Consider the following 18770-nt stretch of genomic DNA (forward strand, 5'->3'; position numbering starts at 1 on the left):
GATAGGATGGATAGGATGTTCAGGATAGATATAATCCTGCCTTATCTTTGTTAATCTTGGGTATCCTGCCTGATTCAGACGGGATTGAGAAAACCCAAAAAATCATAGGTGGCTACTTTGAGTAGAGAGCAGAAAACAACTATCTGCCACCTGCCAGATCTCCAAGGCTTCCAAGTATTGATCCTTCTCCCTGTCGTCTTGAGCCAGCAGAAGGCGAACATGCAAGCATTCTTCCGGCAAGTCTTGAAAAAGGCAGGCTTTGGAGCCAGACTTTGCCAGGACCTGTTATTTTGGCAAAAAAGAGCCCCTCTCCTCCAAACAGCATGGTTTTGATGCCACCGGCCTGCATGATATCAAAATCAACCGTGGAGGACATGGCCGCAAGGCATCCTGTATCTACATGTAGAACCTCACCATGGCCAAGGTTTATCTCTTTTACAGCACCGCCAACATGCATAAAGACCCATCCATCACCTTCTATCTTCTGCATTATAAAGCCTTCACCTCCAAAAAGACCCGTCAATATCTTTTTCTGGAAAAAAATACCTATCCTGACCCCTTTTGTACCGGCAAGAAAGCTGTCTTTCTGGCATATTATCTTGTTATGGTGCTCCGAGAGATTTACAGGAATAATGGTACCCGGAAACGGAGCTGCAAAAGCAACCCTTCCCTTACCATGTTTGTTCTGGGTAAAGACCGTTATGAAAAGGCTTTCTCCGGTAAGAAGACGCTGTCCCGCACCTAAAAGACGGCTCATGAAACCAGATTGCTGGGTGGATGTGGCATCTCCGAAAACAGTTTCCATGTCAATGGTTTCGCTTTTGTACATCAATGCTCCAGCTTCGGCAATGGCGCTTTCACCTGGGTCAAGCTCAACCTCCACGTACTGCATTTCATGGCCGTAAATTTGAAAATCTATTCCTTCTGTTACATCATTGGTGCCAAATCCACTGGAGCGATTCTGGCTGGCCGGCCGGCTGTTATCTGTAAAATCTTTATTATTTTTCAGTGAAGGAGTGTTGTCGCTTTTAGAGATATTTTGAGTGGAATAGCCATCATGTGTTTGTCCAGGATTAGCACCGCCTGTCTGCCCGGAGGTAACCGGTATCTGAACAGGTTTTTTTGACATCATCTGAGGGGGCGGGGCAGGAAAAGGTGTGCCATTTTTTTTTAATGGCCAAATCTCAGGGACTGCGTGGGCAGGTCTCCAGTCACTGAAAGAGGGTTGCCAGCAGTAAGCTCCGTGGTTTTCGCGAACAAAAGCTTGAGCCTGATCTGTTGGCAAGTCCGACTTAATATGCTCATCTGTGGATATGTGCCATTTTGTCATAATCGCCTCATCAATAAAATTGAATATTCCTGGATTGTTTTGGAAATATTATGTTGGGTGTTCACCGAGAAAATCTATGATTGATTCCTCAAATTCGACACCTATGATCTTTTGACCCTTGTCAATACTTTTTGAATCAGGATATGGCAAGCTTCATTTCCCAGTTTACACTTTCCAGATAGAAAACTCTGAGTTGCGGGAATTTCTCACAAAAAGTGTAAAGTACTTTTGAGGTCAAATGAAGGATGCCCAGGATATCCAGCATTAACAAAGATAAGGCAGGATTGTATATCCTGAACATCCTATCCATCCTGGTTATCCTGATTCAGACAAATGCAATAACTGCTGAAAAATAAATAAGATGTCGATTTTGAGCGTTAGAATCTTTTTGTTACAGATTCATTAATTCTTAAAGATCAAAATCTGATGGGTCAATATCAAGTGACTGGCAGATTTCACGAACAACTTTTTTCTCTTCAGCATCAAAATTGCCATCGGCATTTCCAATGATAATGCCGACTTGTATGGCGGCACGAGCCTGCGGAGGTGTTTTTTTAAGTTTTGAAATCACCTGCAGAAGATCAATTTTGCCAAAATCAAAATCCTTTGTCAGTTTATCACAAAAAGAGTTGAATGTACTCTGAAGTTGGCTTACATCAAATACTGCAAGTGTGTCATTTGAACTTATGAAACTTGCAGTTTTTCTCCTCTCGTCTGGATCAATAGTGCCGTCGGCAGCAGCAACCAGGGCACATACAGCCATTGTACCGTCTGCAAAATTTTTGTTTTTGAACTGCTTTACCTGGGAAGATAACTGGCTTTGCAGCTCCATAGCACCTTCTTTCAGTTTACTTAGAAATCCCATTGACGCCTCCTTTTCATTAAACGGGCATGGCTGAGGTGCAGCCACCCCTAAAGGTGGAAATTTAATATCCATTTCCACGGTAAACGGTCATGACTGCCATCCAGCCACCCCCGAATATGGAAATTTGTATCCATTTCCACGGTAAAAAATAATTTTTATTGCATGGGAAAAAATGGGTTTTATTTCATTTCTCCCATGCCTTGATCAACAAGGGTTTTATATGCAAAATGAAGCATTTCAAAGGCAGCTTCATGCGAGCTCTTCATGGAACAGAAACCATTTTTGTATTTGACAATGCGCTTTAACTTATCAACTCCGGAACAGGATGTAACAGGAAAAGTGCTGGCCTGTAGCATTTGAATGTCATTTATTTCATCACCCATGGCAATGTAAGGATGAACACCAAGAATGGCAAGACCTCTCATTTTATCCATATCACCGGGATATATAAAAATTTTCTTTTTTTCCCTGATTACAAGATCATTGTAACCCTTTTTTTTAAAAGGGTCTTTGCCATCTTTTCCGCACTCTCCCTTTCAGGCAAAGGGGGGATGAACCCCGCACAGTTTTCATAAAAAGCAAGGCGTTCCCACTCTGGAAAAAGTGCTGCTATCCTTTCCCATTTTCTATTGTAGTGGGTTGATTCATTGATATTGCGTTTTACTACAAATCCGTTTTCAAATACAAAGCCTTTAAAAAGAACATCAGGCAATTGCCTTACAAGTCTTCTTGTACCAACGGCATTTCTGCCAGTTGCAATGACAACAGGGCATATTTGGCTAATTTTTACAAGAAGCTTTGCAGCTTCCTTTCCAAGATAACTTACGCCTGATCTGCCTGCAACAGGAATAGCCTCTTTTTGTGGATAAAGCAGGGTTCCATCAAGGTCACATACAACAGCATTAATTAAGTAGTTGGGCATAAATTTTTTCCTGTTATTTCTTGAGGCTTAACTGGAAGAAATATTTGTATATGCACTTAATTGCACATCAATCATCACCAGGGAAATTAACGTATTTCATCATTACAAGGGACGGCGGGGTTGTAAAAAAATATTTCTGGATTTCTTTCAGGCAGTTGTTATAAGAGAGCAGGCAACCCTTGTTTTTATTTTTACCAGTGATTGCACTTTAAACTCTGCTGGCACAGATCTTTGATCAGCAAGTTTTAGAAGAAGATGAAATCTTTCTTGGACAACACTTTTTTCTTCTCTGAAATATAGCATTTCTGGTGATGCATTTATCAATGCCCTGCACACTTCATTGCTGTGAATGCGAAGAGGTGTTTCTGCAAAAAAGCGATGAATATTTTTTGTTTCAGGTGATACATGTGTCTGGGGTGAGCAGCTTTGCCATTTTTTTATCATGCTCTGTTGTGCAAATATATCAGAAAAACGGTAGGCAGAGAAAAAATTGCTGTTGTCCACAAAAAAAGTTCTTGAAAATCCAAGGGTTGCAAGGCCTGTAAAACAGGCAGATGGGCAGAAAATATCTTCCTGGATGCCGGAAAAATCAGCCCATCCCCATGGATCAATCAGCACTGCAAGTGGCCCTGAATTAAGGGATGCAACTGCTTTTGCCACACCCCCTCGACCTGTCCAGCCGTCAACAAAAATAATGGAACGATGGGGAAAATCTTTTCGTATTTGCTTCAATGCTACACTATCTATGCCAAGCCCCACAAAAAGTGATATGGCAACGCCCTTTGAACCAGGAAGAAGTCTGCAAAGCCAATCTGTAACAGGAACGCCTGCCCTTAAAATTGAAACAAACAATATTTTTTCAGGATCAGGATATTTTTCATTTATTGCACCTGCCAGAGCCTGGGCTGCCTCTTTTAATGTATTGTCGTTGACAAAGGCATTTTCGACATCACACCAGAAGGTGTTATTAAGGTCAGGTTCAGGGGATGGGGTTGACCAGAAGGTATTATTACCAGTGTAGGCTTTAGTTAAGGGACGGAATCTCTCTTTATCATTGAATGGATGCACCTCTTCCTCAAGGTTAAGATAGAAAGTCTGTTTCCATGGAAGGCCGTTTATGGGCTGGAATCCCTGGTTTTTTCGGGTATTAAGAATAATGATCTCCTCATTTTTTATGTTACTTAAAATCGACATCTTGAAGGCGTTTATGGTAGTTATTGCTTTTGTCTGAGTGTTCTTTCAAGGTTTGATTGTCGGGTAGAGTTAATTTAATAGTATAGGAATTTCCATTTTTATCCTGCAAAAGCAAGTGGTTATGGAAAAGCCCGCCCGAAGGGCGCTAAGTTCATTATCTGGAATACTATATGTGTCATATTTGATTATTATTAAACGTTTATTGGTAAAAACGGTTCTACATGGATATCATTAATTTTAAGTTTTTCAATGACCTCTTTTTCGATCTTTTTATCAATGGGATCACAGAGGATGAAAAGCGGCTCTGCAAGATTTTCATGGTTATAGAGATAGTATCTATCATCAAAGGTTATTCTGCTGAAAATTGATTTTTGATCTACCTTCCATGGGCTTAACGATATTTGCTGAAACGAGATTTTTTCGTTTGCCAGTGCTATACAGGCTGCAATATCAACGGATTCACCAACAGCAAGCAGGGTTCCTGTTGAGTACTCTTCAGGAAGAGTCCACATTGATGCATCAGCGAAATTGCCGGATTTGACCCCAAGGGCAGGTCTTTTAGTTTGTAAATGCCAGTTTTCTGCACTCTCTCCAATATCTTTCTCTTCGGGGAGTTTCTCAAGCTCTCCTGTAATGCTTTGAGGTTTTCTGGTCTGGCCTTCAAGTCTTACTGTTTCTTCTTCATCTTCAATTTTTACTGTTTCTTTTCCATCTTCAATTTTTACTGTTTTTTTTCCATCTTCAATTTTTGCTGTTTTTTTTCCATCTTCAACTTTTGTTGTTTCATCTCCATTTTCAAACTCTGATGTTTCGCTTCCACCTTCGGGTTCTGTTTTTGTTTTCTGAATAGAGCAGGGGTGTGAACAGTACAGCATATATTGATTTTTTCAGCGTATGATATGAGATGCTGGGACTGTTGACTGCTTCTGAAATCAGCAAATGCAAATATCCTGACACGTTCAATTTCAAGATATTCATTGAGTTTATTGATTAAATCAAGAACTGTATTGCCACTTGTGATTTCATCCTCAACTATCCAGATCTCTTTAAAGCAGCAGTCTGTAAGTGGAAGGATATGATCAGGGCCATGGGAGTGGCGTTCGTTAAAGGCAATTCCTGGTATGGGTCTTCGGGTGGAATAGACAAGGTGTGGATTCAGATCCCTTCTGTTAGCCTCAAGATACATAAGAAAGGCTGGTATAATGCCTGATTCCGTTAAACCAACAATCAAAATTCGGTCTTCAAGATGATGCTCAAGCAGGCTTTTGTCCAGTAAACTTGCCAGGAGATCTCCACACCTGTTAAAATCTGAAGATGAGGCAGGAAAAAGTTTGCCAAGACATGAAAGCGTAAAGGCATCCTCTCTAAGGGGGTTGTTATCTCTTTTAAGATGATAAAAATCTTTCACTTTCTGTTTTTTCCCTATCGGATGAAAGAATTTTCAGATTACCTGTATCCTCAAAGCCGACAGCTATGATTTTTTGAGCCTTGTCAACAATTTCTGAATCAGGATACCCAAGATTAACAGGATAAGGCAGAATTATTTATCCTGAGCATCCTTTTCATCCTGGTTCAGACAAATTCAATAACTGGTCAAAAAGCAATAAGATGTCGATTTTGAGTGTATCTCTCTATAGACTTCCAGAAAAATATCTTTCCATCTCAATTTTAAAGGTCAACCACATATGGTTGACCCTACATTGTGCTTGCCAAATTAATTATCTGGAAAACTATAAATTATGATTCCTTTTACCAAATATGGAAAAGGAATCAATGTTCAGAAGTGAATGATTTTATTGAATTACACCTTGAATAAAATGAAGCATATCTGCAACACTGTTGGCGATACCCACTTCTCCTGCTCTTCCAGCCACATATAGCACAAACAGGGAGTACATAAAAAGAAGAAGATATGCCATACCTTTTGTCATCTTTTTAAAACTTAAGAATGCAATAAAGGTTGCTATGGTCAACAGCAGCAGCAGAATACGAAGCTCTACAATATGATTTATCATTTCCGGAGGCATGACAATTGGCCCAAAAATCACAGTGTAAAGGAAAAGAGGGGCTCCAAGTGCAAAGCATATGTCAAAAATATTGCTTCCAAGCGCATTTGACACAGCATCGTCATAGTTTCCTTTGCGGGCATCTTTTATGGAGAGGATGGTATCAGGGACGCTGCTTGCAGCAGCAGCAAGAATAACTGCAACAAAATATCCATGAATTCCCAGGGATATGCCGATGTGTTCACAGGCATAAACCAGAATCCAGCATGCAGTAGCAATATAGGCTGTTGAAACAGCAAGAAGAATAGTTGCATTTGATGTTTTTATCTCGTCATTGCCAAGTACTGCATGGGTAAGGTTAACTGTTAGAAATGCTTTGAGTTTTGAACCTGAAAATTCTTCCTCATCATCTTCATCGTTCTCTTCCTCCCCTGTTTCATCATGAGCTTGAGCATTACCGTTTCTGTTAATTCTGTGGCGGATAATGATGTAGATAGCATAGGCAACATAGATCATCATGAACATGAATCCATGATACCAGTAGAGAGTGTCTCCAAGTGTTACAATGAGGATTAATTCAGCAAAAATAAGTGTTAATCCATCCCTTAGAACAACCTTTTTTGAAACCTGAATTACGGTGTCACTGGATTTAATCAATACTGCAAGAATTACAAGTGAAGGTATGACCATTGAGTTAAAAACAGCACTTCCGGCAGTGGTTCCGATTCCACCTGAAAATCCTGTTGTATCTCTGAAAAGAAAGAGATATATAAAAGTAACCCACAATTCAGGCATTGAGCTTCCAACAGCATTGATAGTAGCTCCTTTTGTGCCTTCTGTCATGTTTCTGCCAAGATAATCGGCAGCATCTTCAAATCCGTCACACGATTTTGCGATTAGCCAGCTTGAAAATGCTGCCAGTGCTATAAAAACGATTGTCGTCATCTTTTAGTCTCCATTTTGATGAACCTGTAAAAATTTTATTTTGATCCTTTTACCCAGTCAAATCCAAATCCAAAATGTCTGTCTGCCTCACGGTGGGACGAAAAATATAGCTCTTCCTTGGTAAGGTCAAGGCCTGAACCGGTATTTTTAAAACTGCATGCTGCACAAAAGGCATATCGTGGGTCAGGGGCATCAAGTTTAATATAGACTTCATTTCCCTCCTGATCTGTAACAGTTACCCTGCCGTTTACTGTGGTAAAATTCTTTGCGCCTTTATAAATCATGGCAAATATCATTATAAAATCAAGGTTTTCAGGTTTGTATATCCTCAGGTTCTCCCCTTGGACACAGCTTCCGCTTCTGTCGTCTCTATCCAGCAGAATGTGGGGTGGAAAATCCTTGTTTCCAAAATAGTTGCCAAGGGGCTGAATTACGCCCTTTTCTCCGTTTTTCAGTCTGAACATACAGCCAAGATCAAGATCAGGTGCGCTGTTTCCAAAAAATGAGAACTTTTTTGATTCAGGTGCATCCCAGTTCAGATTTATATGGATAATATTTTTTGTGGCCTTTTTAAGACTGATTGTCTTTTTATCACCCTTTTTTTCAAGGGTTATCTTGCTCAGGCTTATTTTAGAAGCAGCATTGTCAGAAGATGTCGATGGTGGGGAGTCAACTCTCTTTTGTGCAGAAGGTGCTTCAGGAGAAGAGGATGCCGTACCCGATGAAGATGGAGGAGTTGCAGGAGAAGCCACTGATGACGAAGCAGAAGATTGTTTTGATCTGGGTGTGGGTGGATCGTTTGCCCCTGATGAGGTTTCTTCAGCTTCCTGGCCGCCAAAGTGCTTTAGCAATGCTCCCAGTCCCTCGTTAAACCCCTGGGCAATTGCAGCAAATCTCCATTCACCTTTAAGATAAATTTCCGCTATGATTAACGCTTTCTCCTGGTTCAGGTTGCCTTTATCAAATTTGAACTCTGCTGCAACTCCTCTGCTGTCAACGATATTTATTTCTCCTGCTTCCAAATCCTTCATGGTTCCAGTGTCATCAATGGTTGCAGTAAACACAAGTTTCTGTATTCTGTCAGGCAGACTTTTAAGGTCAACCTGAAAAGTATGACTGTTTTGTGTCTTATCGTTGACAATACTTAAAGCACCGCAAGGAGATTGTTTCTGGTTATAAAAAATCATGTAGCGGTCGTCAGAGAGCTGATTTTGGGCATCAACACCAAAACAGCTTATATCAACGATGATTGACTGTGTAAAAGAAAGATTGACCCCGACCTTAATAAGATGGTCAGAAGTTACATCAACAAGTTTTATTCTCTGGCCATGAATAATAGTTTTCATCCATTAAATCCTTTTATTGTCATATTGAGTGAAACAGAAAAGTCTCAAAAAATAATCAATGATGTCGATTTTGAAAAATTAAGAAACAGAGCTAAATAAACTGAAAATAATCAAGTAGTGCAAGACATAACGCAGCATATCCTGCTGAAATCACATCATCAAAAATGATTCCTGTGGAGCCCGGCACATTTTTATCCACATAGCTTGCCGGAAAAATTTTTATAACATCAAGCACTCTGAAAAGAATAAATCCCCAAAGGGCAGTTGTTGCAAAATCGTGGGTACCATAGAAAAGCGGCACGCAAAGAAAACCTATAATTTCATCAAGTATGAACTGGGATGGATCCTTTGATTTCCAGTATTTTGTAGCCCAGGGGGTAAGATAATAATTGAGCAAAGCAATGAGAAAAACCGATACAAACAGCCCCATCCATAGAAATTCAGGGGGCAAAAACTTCCAGAGAATATAGTAAAGCAAAATCCCAGGAAGGGCGCCAAAGGTTCCCGGCATTAAAGGCAGGTATCCAAGATAACAGGCGGAGCCTGCTATAATTTTTACTCTTTCCTTGAAATGAAGATGTGGTTTTTCATTACAATTCTCATTTCCATTCTTATGATTCGAGGTTGTTGATATCCATGATGTTTTGCTCATAACCAATTATTCCTTTTAGATAAAAGCCTCGACAAAAGACTGTTTTTTAAAGGCTTTACTTTTGCTTTTCAATGTTAATTGTGCCCGCAGGATTTGACAGTTTATATGAAAGTCTCGGTAACAGCCTGTTTTTAAAACGACTTTCATCTCTTCGATTGTGGCGTGAATCCGCCATGTACGTTATATTGGCGTACCATTCTTCCATATTTCATATTCACTTATGTCAATATCTTCATTCCATATCAGGGCATATCCTCCCTGATCAATCTTCACATTTTTGAAAAATGCAGGATTGCTTAATTCAGAAAACATTTTTTTGTTCAATAAGGGAGTTACATCATATTTTCTACTCTCTCTATTAGAAAACTCCACAATAAGTAAATTGTCATCAATAATATGAACCGATTTTATTGTAGGATATTTCATGTTGTCACCTATTTCAAAGGAGGAAGTTTCCGAAATTCTTGAGTATTCCACATTTCTATAAGATCAGACTCATAAGTCATTGCCCATCCACCATCTGTACAAACGCCAGGCGTCCCCCTTCTTCTCTGGAAAAAAGAAGCTGTGCCCCTTCTTCAAGAAGAGCTGTTTTTCCCAAAGGTATGGCTTGTTTTTTTACAGCATCATAAAGATCCGGAATATTTTCATTTACAAGAAGCCAGTTTCCATCATGAAAAATAAAATAGCCGACCCGTTTTTTATCTTCCAGGCTCAACCTTTCATTGGGGACAACTTTCCGGTTTATGTGCCATTTAAAAAGAGACTGCTCTGTATATACCATAAGCCTGTGGTTATCTGGCTGAAATTTTCCCTTTAAATGACATGAATAGAGGTTTAATATCGGCAACTTTCCATTGTATGGTGTTTTACAAAAAGGACACACAGGCTTTCGGGTATTATCAAACAGATACCATTTCTGTTCACAGTCAGGATTTTTGCATGGCTGTATAAGATCAACAGTTTTGATAAGTGCCTGCTCCCACTCATCAGCGGTTGGCCTTTTTTCCGGTTGATGCAGACCATCAATGAAAGCCTGTTCAAAAAGAGCGGAAAGATAAGGGCCTGTGATACCATATGGCAGAGCTTGTGTATCTTTCCATGGCAGTTCAGAAGGTTTCAGGTACTCTTTTTTGATGCGGTTTGAGTGATCATGGGGGTGCTCCACAAAAAGAGCGTTTTTACCCATGGAAAGCTCTTCATCCTTCTGGGGGTCATCAATATCATGAACCTTGTCCCCTCTCAAAGGATGGCGCAGCAGAAGATACATGTAGATCAGTACAGCAAGTGCATGTCGGTCAGTATATATGGATGGCAGCTTACGTAATGGGTCATCTCTTTCAAGGTGAGCTGTCTGAATAACTTCAGGTGCAATAAAGTCGGGTGTTCCAACAACATCCGGCGGATACTTTCCGGGTACAACAAGGCCGTCAATGTCAATGATACAGGCATTGCCTTTTACAGGATCAATGAGCACATTTTTATATGAGAGATCTGAATGGGCAAGACCTGCTGCATGAAGACGCCTTACTGTCCGGCTCAGGGCAATGGAAATTTTTATGTAGCTTGACCAGTCACCCCTCTCTTCAATGGCAAGGTATTTGTTTCTGTTGGTGGGGGATGCAAACCATTTCCCCTCTTTTTCTTTTCCTTTAATATTTAGAAAATCACCGTTTACAGAACCATGGGAAAAGAAGAAGTGATCTTGATAGACCGGCACCAGAATTCCCACTTTATTATCTTGCCTGACAACAATTTGTATTGGCCACCTGAAAAAGTTTTCCCAGAATTTGCCACCCTCCTTCTCAAAGATATTTTCCCTGTAACGACCTGTGATCATCTCAAGGCGTTCAAGTGACTGTCGGTTCTGATCTTCGCGGAAAAAAGCCACAACATGTTGTCTGTCAGGTGTGAAGAAAACATCTTTCATGCCACCGGAAGCGATCAAGTTATCCACATACTCAATTTCAGTTCCGTCCATTGTCCTGGCAATGGCAATATTGTTCATCTCAATTGACCTCCGCTTTTTTGTCACTCTGATTTTTTGAAAAGCATTGCCACTGTTCTGTCATCGTGATTACCCTGTGACCAGAAATCAAGCCAGTTAAGAATGTTTTGGGCAGTTTCTCCTTTTATACCTGAAATTTGGGGTTTTAACTGGTTTTTCCAGAGATCATCCCAAAAATCAATCTGATTAAGATTGTGGTCGGTTTCAAAAAAAGGATCTGTGATGCCATCTGTCATCAAAATCAATGCGGTTATGGACTCTTTGAAGTCAAATTGGATGCGTTTATAAATATCTTCGCTGGTAACTGCACTGTTATCAAGAAAACGTGTTTGTCCTGCAAACTCTCCGCTGTCTCCTTCTCCAAGAATTGTTATTGATTTACCCTCGCAGTAAACAGCAACAGCACCATCTCCTATCCAATAGGATGCAATAAAATGTTTTCCTTCAATCTCTTTATGAGCTGCAAGAAGAAGTGTTGTATGAAAATCCCGAAATTTTATATTTTCTGGCTCAATTTCATGAGAGGGGTTTCCATAGGTAGTTTTTCCATTCGCAGTTTTTCCATACGCAGTTTTTCCATTCGCAGTTTTTTCATACGCAGTTTTTCCATACGCAGTTTTTCCATTCGTAGTTTTTCCATTCGTAGTTTTTCCATTCGCAGTTTTTTCATACGTAGTTTTCTCATACGTAGTTTTCTCATGCAGAGACTTTTGTTTTTTCAGGTTTTCCACTGTGTCATGGATCACTTTGACAGGTTCATAAACAGCACGGCTGAATACATTGTATAGAATGTTTTTCAGCTTTTTTTCCTGGTTTTTTGCAGAATCGTCCTCTTTTTTAAAACCTTTATCTTTTTCGGAGTTCTTAGTTTGTCCGGAGTTCTGAGCTTCTTCTGACCCTTGAGCTTTTTGGAAATCATTATCACCTAACCCTAAAAGAAGATTTATAATTTCAGTATCATACTCCTTTAGTTTTTCTTTAAGGATACGACTTGACTCCATCACTGCTGTTTTGGCTCCTTCCCTGGATAAAGATGCGCTTCCGGCTCCGTCTGCGACGGCCAGTATATCCCATTCTGTTGAACTGTCGGTTGATATGAAAAAATGATCATCCCTTGTTTTGCCTTCATGGGCGTGGGAGCGCCCCCTTTTGCTTGCTCCGGTGATGCTCCATCCTTTTGCTGTGACAATCTCCTCTTTGTACTCATCTTCCTTCCAGAAAAGTACCGATTTATCAGAGGGTTTGTTTTGCCATAATGATCTTGGGTCTGGATTTACGATAAAAATTGATTCTGTTGTACAGGTTTTTTCTGACTCTGATGAAGAGAGTTCAAAAGTTATTTCAAGTTTGATTTCGCCGCTTGCAGATGGTGTTCCACTGATAAGCTGCTCTTTTGCATTGTAAGAAAGACCTGCTGCTTCCAGTCCTTTTATTGAAAGGATTTTAATATGATCTTCTGAAGAATCGGATGATTTTCCAAAAGCTTTTTCATGGTCGCTTTGCCTGCTTACCTCAACTTTCTCACTATAAGGTTTTCCACATGTGGCATTTGGAAATTTTAAGGCAGGCATAAGCAAACGATTTGAAGAGGTTTTATCATCCTCAGTTGCAGAGGAAGATATTTTATAATCCTCAATTACAGAGGAAGAACTTTTATCATAATCGGTTGCAGGGGATGAGTTTTTATAATCCTCAATTGCAGCGGAAGAACTTTTGTCATCGTCGGTTGCAGTGGATGAGTCTTTATCATCCTCAATTGAAGAGGAAGAACTTTTATCATTCTCGGTTGCAGGGAAAGATGTTGTATTATGATCTGCTTTAGGAGTATCCAATGATGTCTCCTTATCCGTCTTTTTATTACAGGGGGCTGAAAAGCCAGGTTGAATAACGCCTTTTGAAGTGTCTTTAACATTGGGATTTTCTTTTATGCTCTCAATCTCTCTGACAGCTTTGCTCTTGTCACGCTTTTTGTTATTCTGTGATTCGTAAGATTTTTTTCTATTTTTTGTATCAAGAGCATCCTTAAACTCCAGAGCGGATTCTGATTTTCTGTAATTGTCAAATGTTTTCTGCCAGCTTTCCCAAAGCTCAATGAAATGCTGGGCCATATTCTTAAAAAAGGCAGTTGCTGAAGGCTCCTGTATAAAGCTCTTTATCTCGGAAATATCAGTTTCTTCAAGGTCATGAAGGTTTAAAAGTTCATGGCACAGGGATTGATATTTGTGGTATCTCTCAAGGTTGTTATGGGTAGATGAATCAGATTTTATATTGTCTGCTGAGGTCTCATTTTTTTTCATTTTTTTATCCCCGTGACCTTGCAATTTCAAGATCTGCCCCATCCTCCATTACCTCCATAATAGCTTCCCTGCCGCACCACGGGCAAAGTGCAGGGCCTGTTCCTGAAATACAGAACATTTTGCCGCATCCGCAAAAACCATTGGCAATGGGGTTTCCGCAACATGGGCAACTTGCGCTTCCATAAAGTGAGGAGATTGAAACCTTGGGGTCAATATCTGCACAGGAACCTGACCATTCAAAGTAACTTTCATCCACAGGAAAACAGCCTGAAATGATATATGTTATTGCTGAATGTTCAGATGGATAAAGCTGGTTTCTGCGGAATGGAGGGGGATAATTCATTCTGTCAAATTTGATCAGATAAGGAGTGTGTCTGGTTTGGCATCTGCCCACAAGAATCACATGGTCATCATCTGGAGATGGCCTGAATTTGGCAAGCTCAATGACATTGCCGGCTTTTTCAAGGGATACTTTGAAACTATCTTCATTTGAAGAGTCCATAACCTTGATACTCTGGGATCTCACTGACATTGTCATCCACTCAATAAAACGGGCAAAATCAGTTTCATTCTCTCCGTTATAGCTCAGGACATGGTCTGCAAATTTCAGGAAAGTCTCTGTTGAGGCATGTGGCCCAAGGCCAATGGCTATCAAATTTACTCTTACGGAGTAATGGCGTTTCCATTTTTCAATTGCGGAATCGCATTTGTCCGTTGGCTTTCCATCTGTCATGAGATAGACAAGGGGTTTCCAGTCACCTTTGCGGTCACGGGTTGTCTTGACAACATTTTTGTCAATTTCCTTCATAAGGTGTTCAATCGCCAGCCCAAGAGCTGTTCCTGCCCCAACCTGAAGGCGTGGCGGGTAAAAAGATGGCAAATCCATAAGGGGAACAAGGGTTTTAACCTTTCCGGCAAACGCAATTATGGAAAGAAAAACTGTTTCAATTGCATTGGGATCCTGTCTCAATTTTGAAATAAGGGTATCCAGACCTTTTTCAAGATATTGAAGGGGCTCTCCAATCATGGAATCTGATACATCCAGTAATAAAAAAACAGGTAAGCGTCTCATTTTGCCTCGCTTATTACACCATTTTGCTTGATTTAAAAGTTATTGATGTAAAAACTTTTTACCGTGGAAATGGATACAATTTTCAATATTCGGGGGTGGCTGGATGGCAGCCATGCCCGTTTACCGTAAAAATATTCCTCATGGTTTTCATGAACGGAGGGATGATCGTTGGTTTTTACCATGAATGTTTTACCTTGATATAGCAAACTGGTAATTGTTTGAGTTCATATTACAATCTGGATTTCATCAGGCGGTGGGGGCAGCTCATTGCTGGTGCCGGCACCGATACTTGCGCTTCTCATCTCCACACTTGCTGAGACCCATTTAAAGAAACTTGCAAAGGCTGTACTGTCTGTTGTGTCAAGGCTTACCACCGTATCTGTTATCTGTCTCATGTATTCTTTTTTTGCCTTTGGGCCAGCAGCACATGCGATAATTTTTGCAAAGTGGCACTCTTTAAGCTTAGGAATAATTTCATTGAATCGCGCAATGTCGGAAGGTGAGCCATCTGTCATAAGAAAGAGCATGGGACGCCAATCACCTTTTCTGTCACTGGTGCTCAGCACAATGTCTTTTTTTACTCTGTCAACAACAAGGGCAAGGGCCTCTCCTATGTATGTCGGGCCTGATCTTGGGCACTTGATTTCCGGAATCTGGACATCTTCAAGTGGAGTAAGGGGAAAAAGTTCCTTTACATTGATATCAAAGGTAATTATAGAGAGAGCTACTGAATCCAGAGCATGGGGATCCTGACGCAATGCACTTGCCATTGCCTGAAGCCCCACATTGACAGACTGTATAGGTTCCCCATACATTGACCCTGATGTATCTATGGCAATGTAAACAGGTAATCTTCGTGACATAACATCTCCTGATTATGTAACTATATTCACTTCGGGTGGGGGTGGAGGCAGTTCATCCAGTTTTGTAATCTCTTTTTTGGTAAGATCAACTTTCTGGCTTGTGGTGCATATACTGGCAGAAATCCATTTGAAAAATTGCTGAATTGTCTCTGATGTGGCAGTGTCAAGGCTTACAACTATTTCAGATATCTGTTTTAAAACATCAATTTTAGCCCCTTCTCCTGCGGCACAGGAGATAATCATGCCGGTTTTAATCTGTTTCAGCTCTTCAAGGCCAGATTTCCAGTCATCTGTGGGGGCACCATCTGTCATGATAAATACAAGGGGCTTCCAGTCACCTTTTTTTTCAGGAGTTGTCTTTGCCACTTCATTTTTGATTTTCTGACTCAAAAGTTTCAGTGCTGCTCCAAGTGATGTGATGCCAGATGCGTTGATTTCCGGAGGTTGAAAGGTGATAAGATCTGTAAGCGGTACAACTTGCTCGGCCTCGGTGTTAAATGTAATTACGCTTACAAAAACGGTCTCAAGGGCATATGGATCCTGCCTTAAAGTTGAAGCCAGTAACTGAACACCGTTTTTTAATGCATTGACAGGCTCTCCAGACATTGAGCCGGAGGTGTCAAGCAGAAGATACACAGGAAGTCTTCTCATTTTTTTATCCCCGAATGTTATGGTAATTTGCTGGCATTATTCTGCTTTGGTATGATTTGAAGATTGCCTGCTTTGGGGACAAATTTCAAATTTGTCCCCGCTTTTTTAAATATTGACTCCAAACTGCTTGCAGGCTGCTGCAAGTCCACCGGCATAGCCCTGACCCACTGCTGTAAATCGCCATTCACCGCCTTTAAAATAGACTTCGCCAAAAATCATGGCAGTCTCCATGGAGTAATCTTCGGTGAGATCAAAACGGACAATCTCTTTGTTGTCATCCTGGTTTACAATCCTGATAAAAGCGTTATTAACCTGCCCGAAGTTTTGCTTACGAGCTTCTGCTTCATGGATTGTTACAACAACAGATATTTTTACAACATCCGGAGCCTCGTTTTCCATTTGTTTTAAATTGATTTTAACAACTTCATCATCTCCATCACCGCCGCCGGTGAGGTTATCTCCCATGTGCTCAACTGCGCCGTTAATGGCTTTCAGGTTGTTGTAAAAGACAAAATCGGTGTCACTTCTAACTTTTCCTGCTTCATTCAGCAGAAAGACAGAAGCATCCAGATCATATTCTGAACCGTCTGTTGCCCTTTCATCCCATCCCAGTCCAATCTGAATTTTAGATAATCCAGGAGCCTCTTTTGATAATGATAGACGTCCCCCTTTGCTTAAAGATACAGCCATTTAAAATCTCCTTTGCTTTTATTTCAGGAAATTCCTGATTCTAATTTGTTTTGTGGTTTAGTCAAAAACGAGGCATAATCGCCCAAAACTCTACCAATTCCTCTCCAATTCACAAGTTAAATGGGTTTGTTATCATTAAAATCAATTACATAATTTGCTAATTTCAGCTTACATGTCGGGATGTAGTACCTGACCACAAAAAAAATTAGAATCAGGGAAATTCCGGCATACTTTATTTTCCGGTTTATACCTTCCGGCTAACTTTTAATTTATAGCCTCATAGGTCATAAGTTCTTCAGTGCCACCACCTAAAGTGTTTTTGATGCAAATCAAAACACAATATATGGTGGCATGTTTGAGAAGTTACGACTTTGAGTAATATCTAATGATGCCAAAATTTCCTGTTTTCATTTGCAGAAAAAATTAAACATTAATACCAAATTGCCTGCATGCGGCAGTAAGGCCGCCTTCATAGCCCTGGCCAACTGCCGTAAAACGCCATTCACCGCCTTTAAAATAGATTTCACCAAAAATCATGGCAGTTTCCATTGAATAATCTTCGGTTAGATCATAACGGACAATCTCCTTGTTGTCATCCTGATTGAGAATACGTATAAATGCATTGTTAACCTGACCGAAGTTCTGTTTTCTGGTTTCTGCTTCGTGGATGGTTACCACAAATGATATTTTAACAAGACCAGGATCTTCTGTTTCAAGCTGCTTGAGGTTGATCTTTATTACCTCATCATCTCCCTCTCCCTCGCCTGTTAAATTGTCTCCCATATGCTCAATGGCACCATTGACAGCCTTTAGATTGTTGTAATATACAAAATCACTGTCACTTCTTACCTTGCCTGCTTCGTCGAGCAGGAAAACAGATGCATCAAGGTCAAAATCCGAACCATCTGTTGCCCTTTGATCCCATCCAAGCCCGATATGAATTTTAGATAATCCAGGTGCTTCCTTGGATAATGAGACTCTTCCGCCTTTGCTTAAAGAGACTGCCATGGTATTTCTCCTTTATTAAATAATTTGTTATAAATGTCTTTTCCACCCAAATTTCAGAAGAGACATGTTGTTGCCGTGATTTATTGATACGCCGTATGTTCTTAATATTCTTTCAAGGTTTGATTGTCTTGTAGAAAATCCCTTTAACCTTTGATTTCTGTCGCAAATCACCCGACAGTTTAAACTTGAAGAAGCACTGAGGGAGTTCGCTAATATTTTGTTTTTACAGGCAAGGGAGAATGACAGGCATCAGCTTGTCAAATGTTCTGCCCTGTCCCCATTCTCCAAGGGCTTTAAATTTCCATTCATTATTGTGTCTGTAAAGCTTTGCAATTACAAGGCCTGTGTGTCCTCCTCCTTCAACAGAGAGGTTATATCTTGCAATTTCTTCTCTGCTACCAGGGTTTGTCAATACGCAAAATGCATTTGGTATTCCATCAAATGTTTCAGAAGAGAAGCTGTTAACCACAAGGGCCAGTGATTTTATCTGCTCAGGAACTGTTTTCAGGTTGACCCTGATCTCTTCATTAGGTGTACCAGCCTTACCCCCTCCTGTAAGGTCATCTCCTGTGTGTACAACAGAGCCATCCTTGCTTTTGAGTTGCCTGAACCAGACAGCATCAACAAGGTTTTTGTTTTCGTCAAATAGCAGGCAAGATGCATCAAGGTCAACACTGACCTTTTTTTTTCCGAAAAATCCTTTTTTTCAATCTGGTCCCACCCAAGACCAAGCGCAATACTTGTAAGACCAGGTGCCACTTTTTCCAAAGAGATGTTTCCACCTTTGGTTAATGAAATAGCCATTTGTTTCCTCCGTTTTTTTGTTTTCTGCGGGAATATGAAATGCCTTGAATTGACGGATGATCATGCAGCCGTGGTATAATTAAATAACAGGATTACTTTAATTGTCACAGCATGTCA

The 18770-nt window shown here is 40.4% G+C and carries 18 protein-coding genes and 2 pseudogenes; all 20 read right to left on the reverse strand.

Annotated elements, in window-relative coordinates:
- Positions 1–139 precede the first annotated feature (139 nt).
- Positions 140–1330: a TIGR00266 family protein gene (locus MTBBW1_RS19800; RefSeq protein ID WP_080806359.1), complete on the reverse strand. Its 1191-nt coding sequence runs from the start codon at positions 1328–1330 to the stop codon at positions 140–142.
- Positions 1331–1739: 409 nt separating this feature from the next.
- Positions 1740–2195 carry a tellurite resistance TerB family protein gene (locus MTBBW1_RS19805; RefSeq protein WP_080806361.1) on the reverse strand — a complete coding sequence of 152 codons (456 nt, stop codon included), beginning with the start codon at positions 2193–2195 and terminating at the stop codon, positions 1740–1742.
- Between the two features lie 179 nt (positions 2196–2374).
- Positions 2375–2629, reverse strand: a complete 255-nt coding sequence (locus tag MTBBW1_RS19810) for an HAD family hydrolase (RefSeq protein ID WP_080806363.1) — start codon at positions 2627–2629, stop codon at positions 2375–2377.
- A 38-nt stretch (positions 2630–2667) separates the two neighbouring features.
- Positions 2668–3117: an HAD family hydrolase gene (locus MTBBW1_RS19815; RefSeq protein WP_080806365.1), complete on the reverse strand. Its 450-nt coding sequence runs from the start codon at positions 3115–3117 to the stop codon at positions 2668–2670.
- Positions 3118–3264: 147 nt separating this feature from the next.
- On the reverse strand, positions 3265–4311 hold the full coding sequence (locus MTBBW1_RS19820) for a cysteine protease StiP domain-containing protein (RefSeq protein ID WP_080806367.1): 1047 nt from the start codon (positions 4309–4311) through the stop codon (positions 3265–3267).
- Between the two features lie 191 nt (positions 4312–4502).
- Complete coding sequence (locus MTBBW1_RS29710; RefSeq protein ID WP_245809482.1) at positions 4503–5186, reverse strand: hypothetical protein; 684 nt, start codon at positions 5184–5186, stop codon at positions 4503–4505.
- Positions 5187–5230: 44 nt separating this feature from the next.
- Positions 5231–5719: pseudogene (locus tag MTBBW1_RS19825) on the reverse strand (phosphoribosyltransferase domain-containing protein); the annotation flags it as partial.
- A gap of 385 nt (positions 5720–6104) precedes the next feature.
- Positions 6105–7262 carry a sodium:calcium antiporter gene (locus tag MTBBW1_RS19830; protein ID WP_080806372.1) on the reverse strand — a complete coding sequence of 386 codons (1158 nt, stop codon included), beginning with the start codon at positions 7260–7262 and terminating at the stop codon, positions 6105–6107.
- A gap of 35 nt (positions 7263–7297) precedes the next feature.
- Entirely contained in the window at positions 7298–8608 is a 1311-nt protein-coding gene (locus MTBBW1_RS19835; RefSeq protein ID WP_080806374.1) for a TerD family protein, read from the reverse strand.
- Between the two features lie 91 nt (positions 8609–8699).
- Positions 8700–9260 (reverse strand): phosphatidylglycerophosphatase A family protein, encoded by a 561-nt coding sequence (locus tag MTBBW1_RS19840; protein WP_080806376.1) that lies wholly within the window; start codon positions 9258–9260, stop codon positions 8700–8702.
- 180 nt (positions 9261–9440) lie between these two features.
- Positions 9441–9686, reverse strand: coding sequence for a DUF2442 domain-containing protein (locus MTBBW1_RS19845; RefSeq protein ID WP_080806378.1), 246 nt, complete (start codon positions 9684–9686; stop codon positions 9441–9443).
- A 76-nt stretch (positions 9687–9762) separates the two neighbouring features.
- Positions 9763–11268, reverse strand: a complete 1506-nt coding sequence (locus MTBBW1_RS19850) for a helix-hairpin-helix domain-containing protein (protein WP_080806380.1) — start codon at positions 11266–11268, stop codon at positions 9763–9765.
- 23 nt (positions 11269–11291) lie between these two features.
- The gene (locus tag MTBBW1_RS19855) at positions 11292–13565 is read right to left on the reverse strand and encodes a PP2C family serine/threonine-protein phosphatase (protein WP_245809483.1); all 2274 of its coding nucleotides are present in this window, start codon (positions 13563–13565) and stop codon (positions 11292–11294) included.
- 4 nt (positions 13566–13569) lie between these two features.
- Positions 13570–14637, reverse strand: coding sequence for a TerY-C metal binding domain-containing protein (locus tag MTBBW1_RS19865; RefSeq protein WP_080806388.1), 1068 nt, complete (start codon positions 14635–14637; stop codon positions 13570–13572).
- Between the two features lie 224 nt (positions 14638–14861).
- Positions 14862–15500 carry a vWA domain-containing protein gene (locus MTBBW1_RS19870; protein WP_080806394.1) on the reverse strand — a complete coding sequence of 213 codons (639 nt, stop codon included), beginning with the start codon at positions 15498–15500 and terminating at the stop codon, positions 14862–14864.
- Positions 15501–15512: 12 nt separating this feature from the next.
- On the reverse strand, positions 15513–16151 hold the full coding sequence (locus tag MTBBW1_RS19875) for a vWA domain-containing protein (RefSeq protein WP_080806396.1): 639 nt from the start codon (positions 16149–16151) through the stop codon (positions 15513–15515).
- Positions 16152–16256: 105 nt separating this feature from the next.
- Positions 16257–16841 (reverse strand): TerD family protein, encoded by a 585-nt coding sequence (locus tag MTBBW1_RS19880; protein ID WP_080806398.1) that lies wholly within the window; start codon positions 16839–16841, stop codon positions 16257–16259.
- Positions 16842–17264: 423 nt separating this feature from the next.
- Entirely contained in the window at positions 17265–17849 is a 585-nt protein-coding gene (locus MTBBW1_RS19885; RefSeq protein ID WP_080806400.1) for a TerD family protein, read from the reverse strand.
- A gap of 223 nt (positions 17850–18072) precedes the next feature.
- Positions 18073–18501, reverse strand: a complete 429-nt coding sequence (locus tag MTBBW1_RS29715) for a TerD family protein (RefSeq protein ID WP_245809485.1) — start codon at positions 18499–18501, stop codon at positions 18073–18075.
- Between the two features lie 59 nt (positions 18502–18560).
- A pseudogene (locus MTBBW1_RS30435) lies at positions 18561–18653 on the reverse strand (TerD family protein); the annotation flags it as partial.
- Positions 18654–18770 lie beyond the last annotated feature (117 nt).

The organism is Desulfamplus magnetovallimortis (genome assembly GCF_900170035.1).
Lineage (GTDB): Bacteria > Desulfobacterota > Desulfobacteria > Desulfobacterales > Desulfobacteraceae > Desulfamplus > Desulfamplus magnetovallimortis.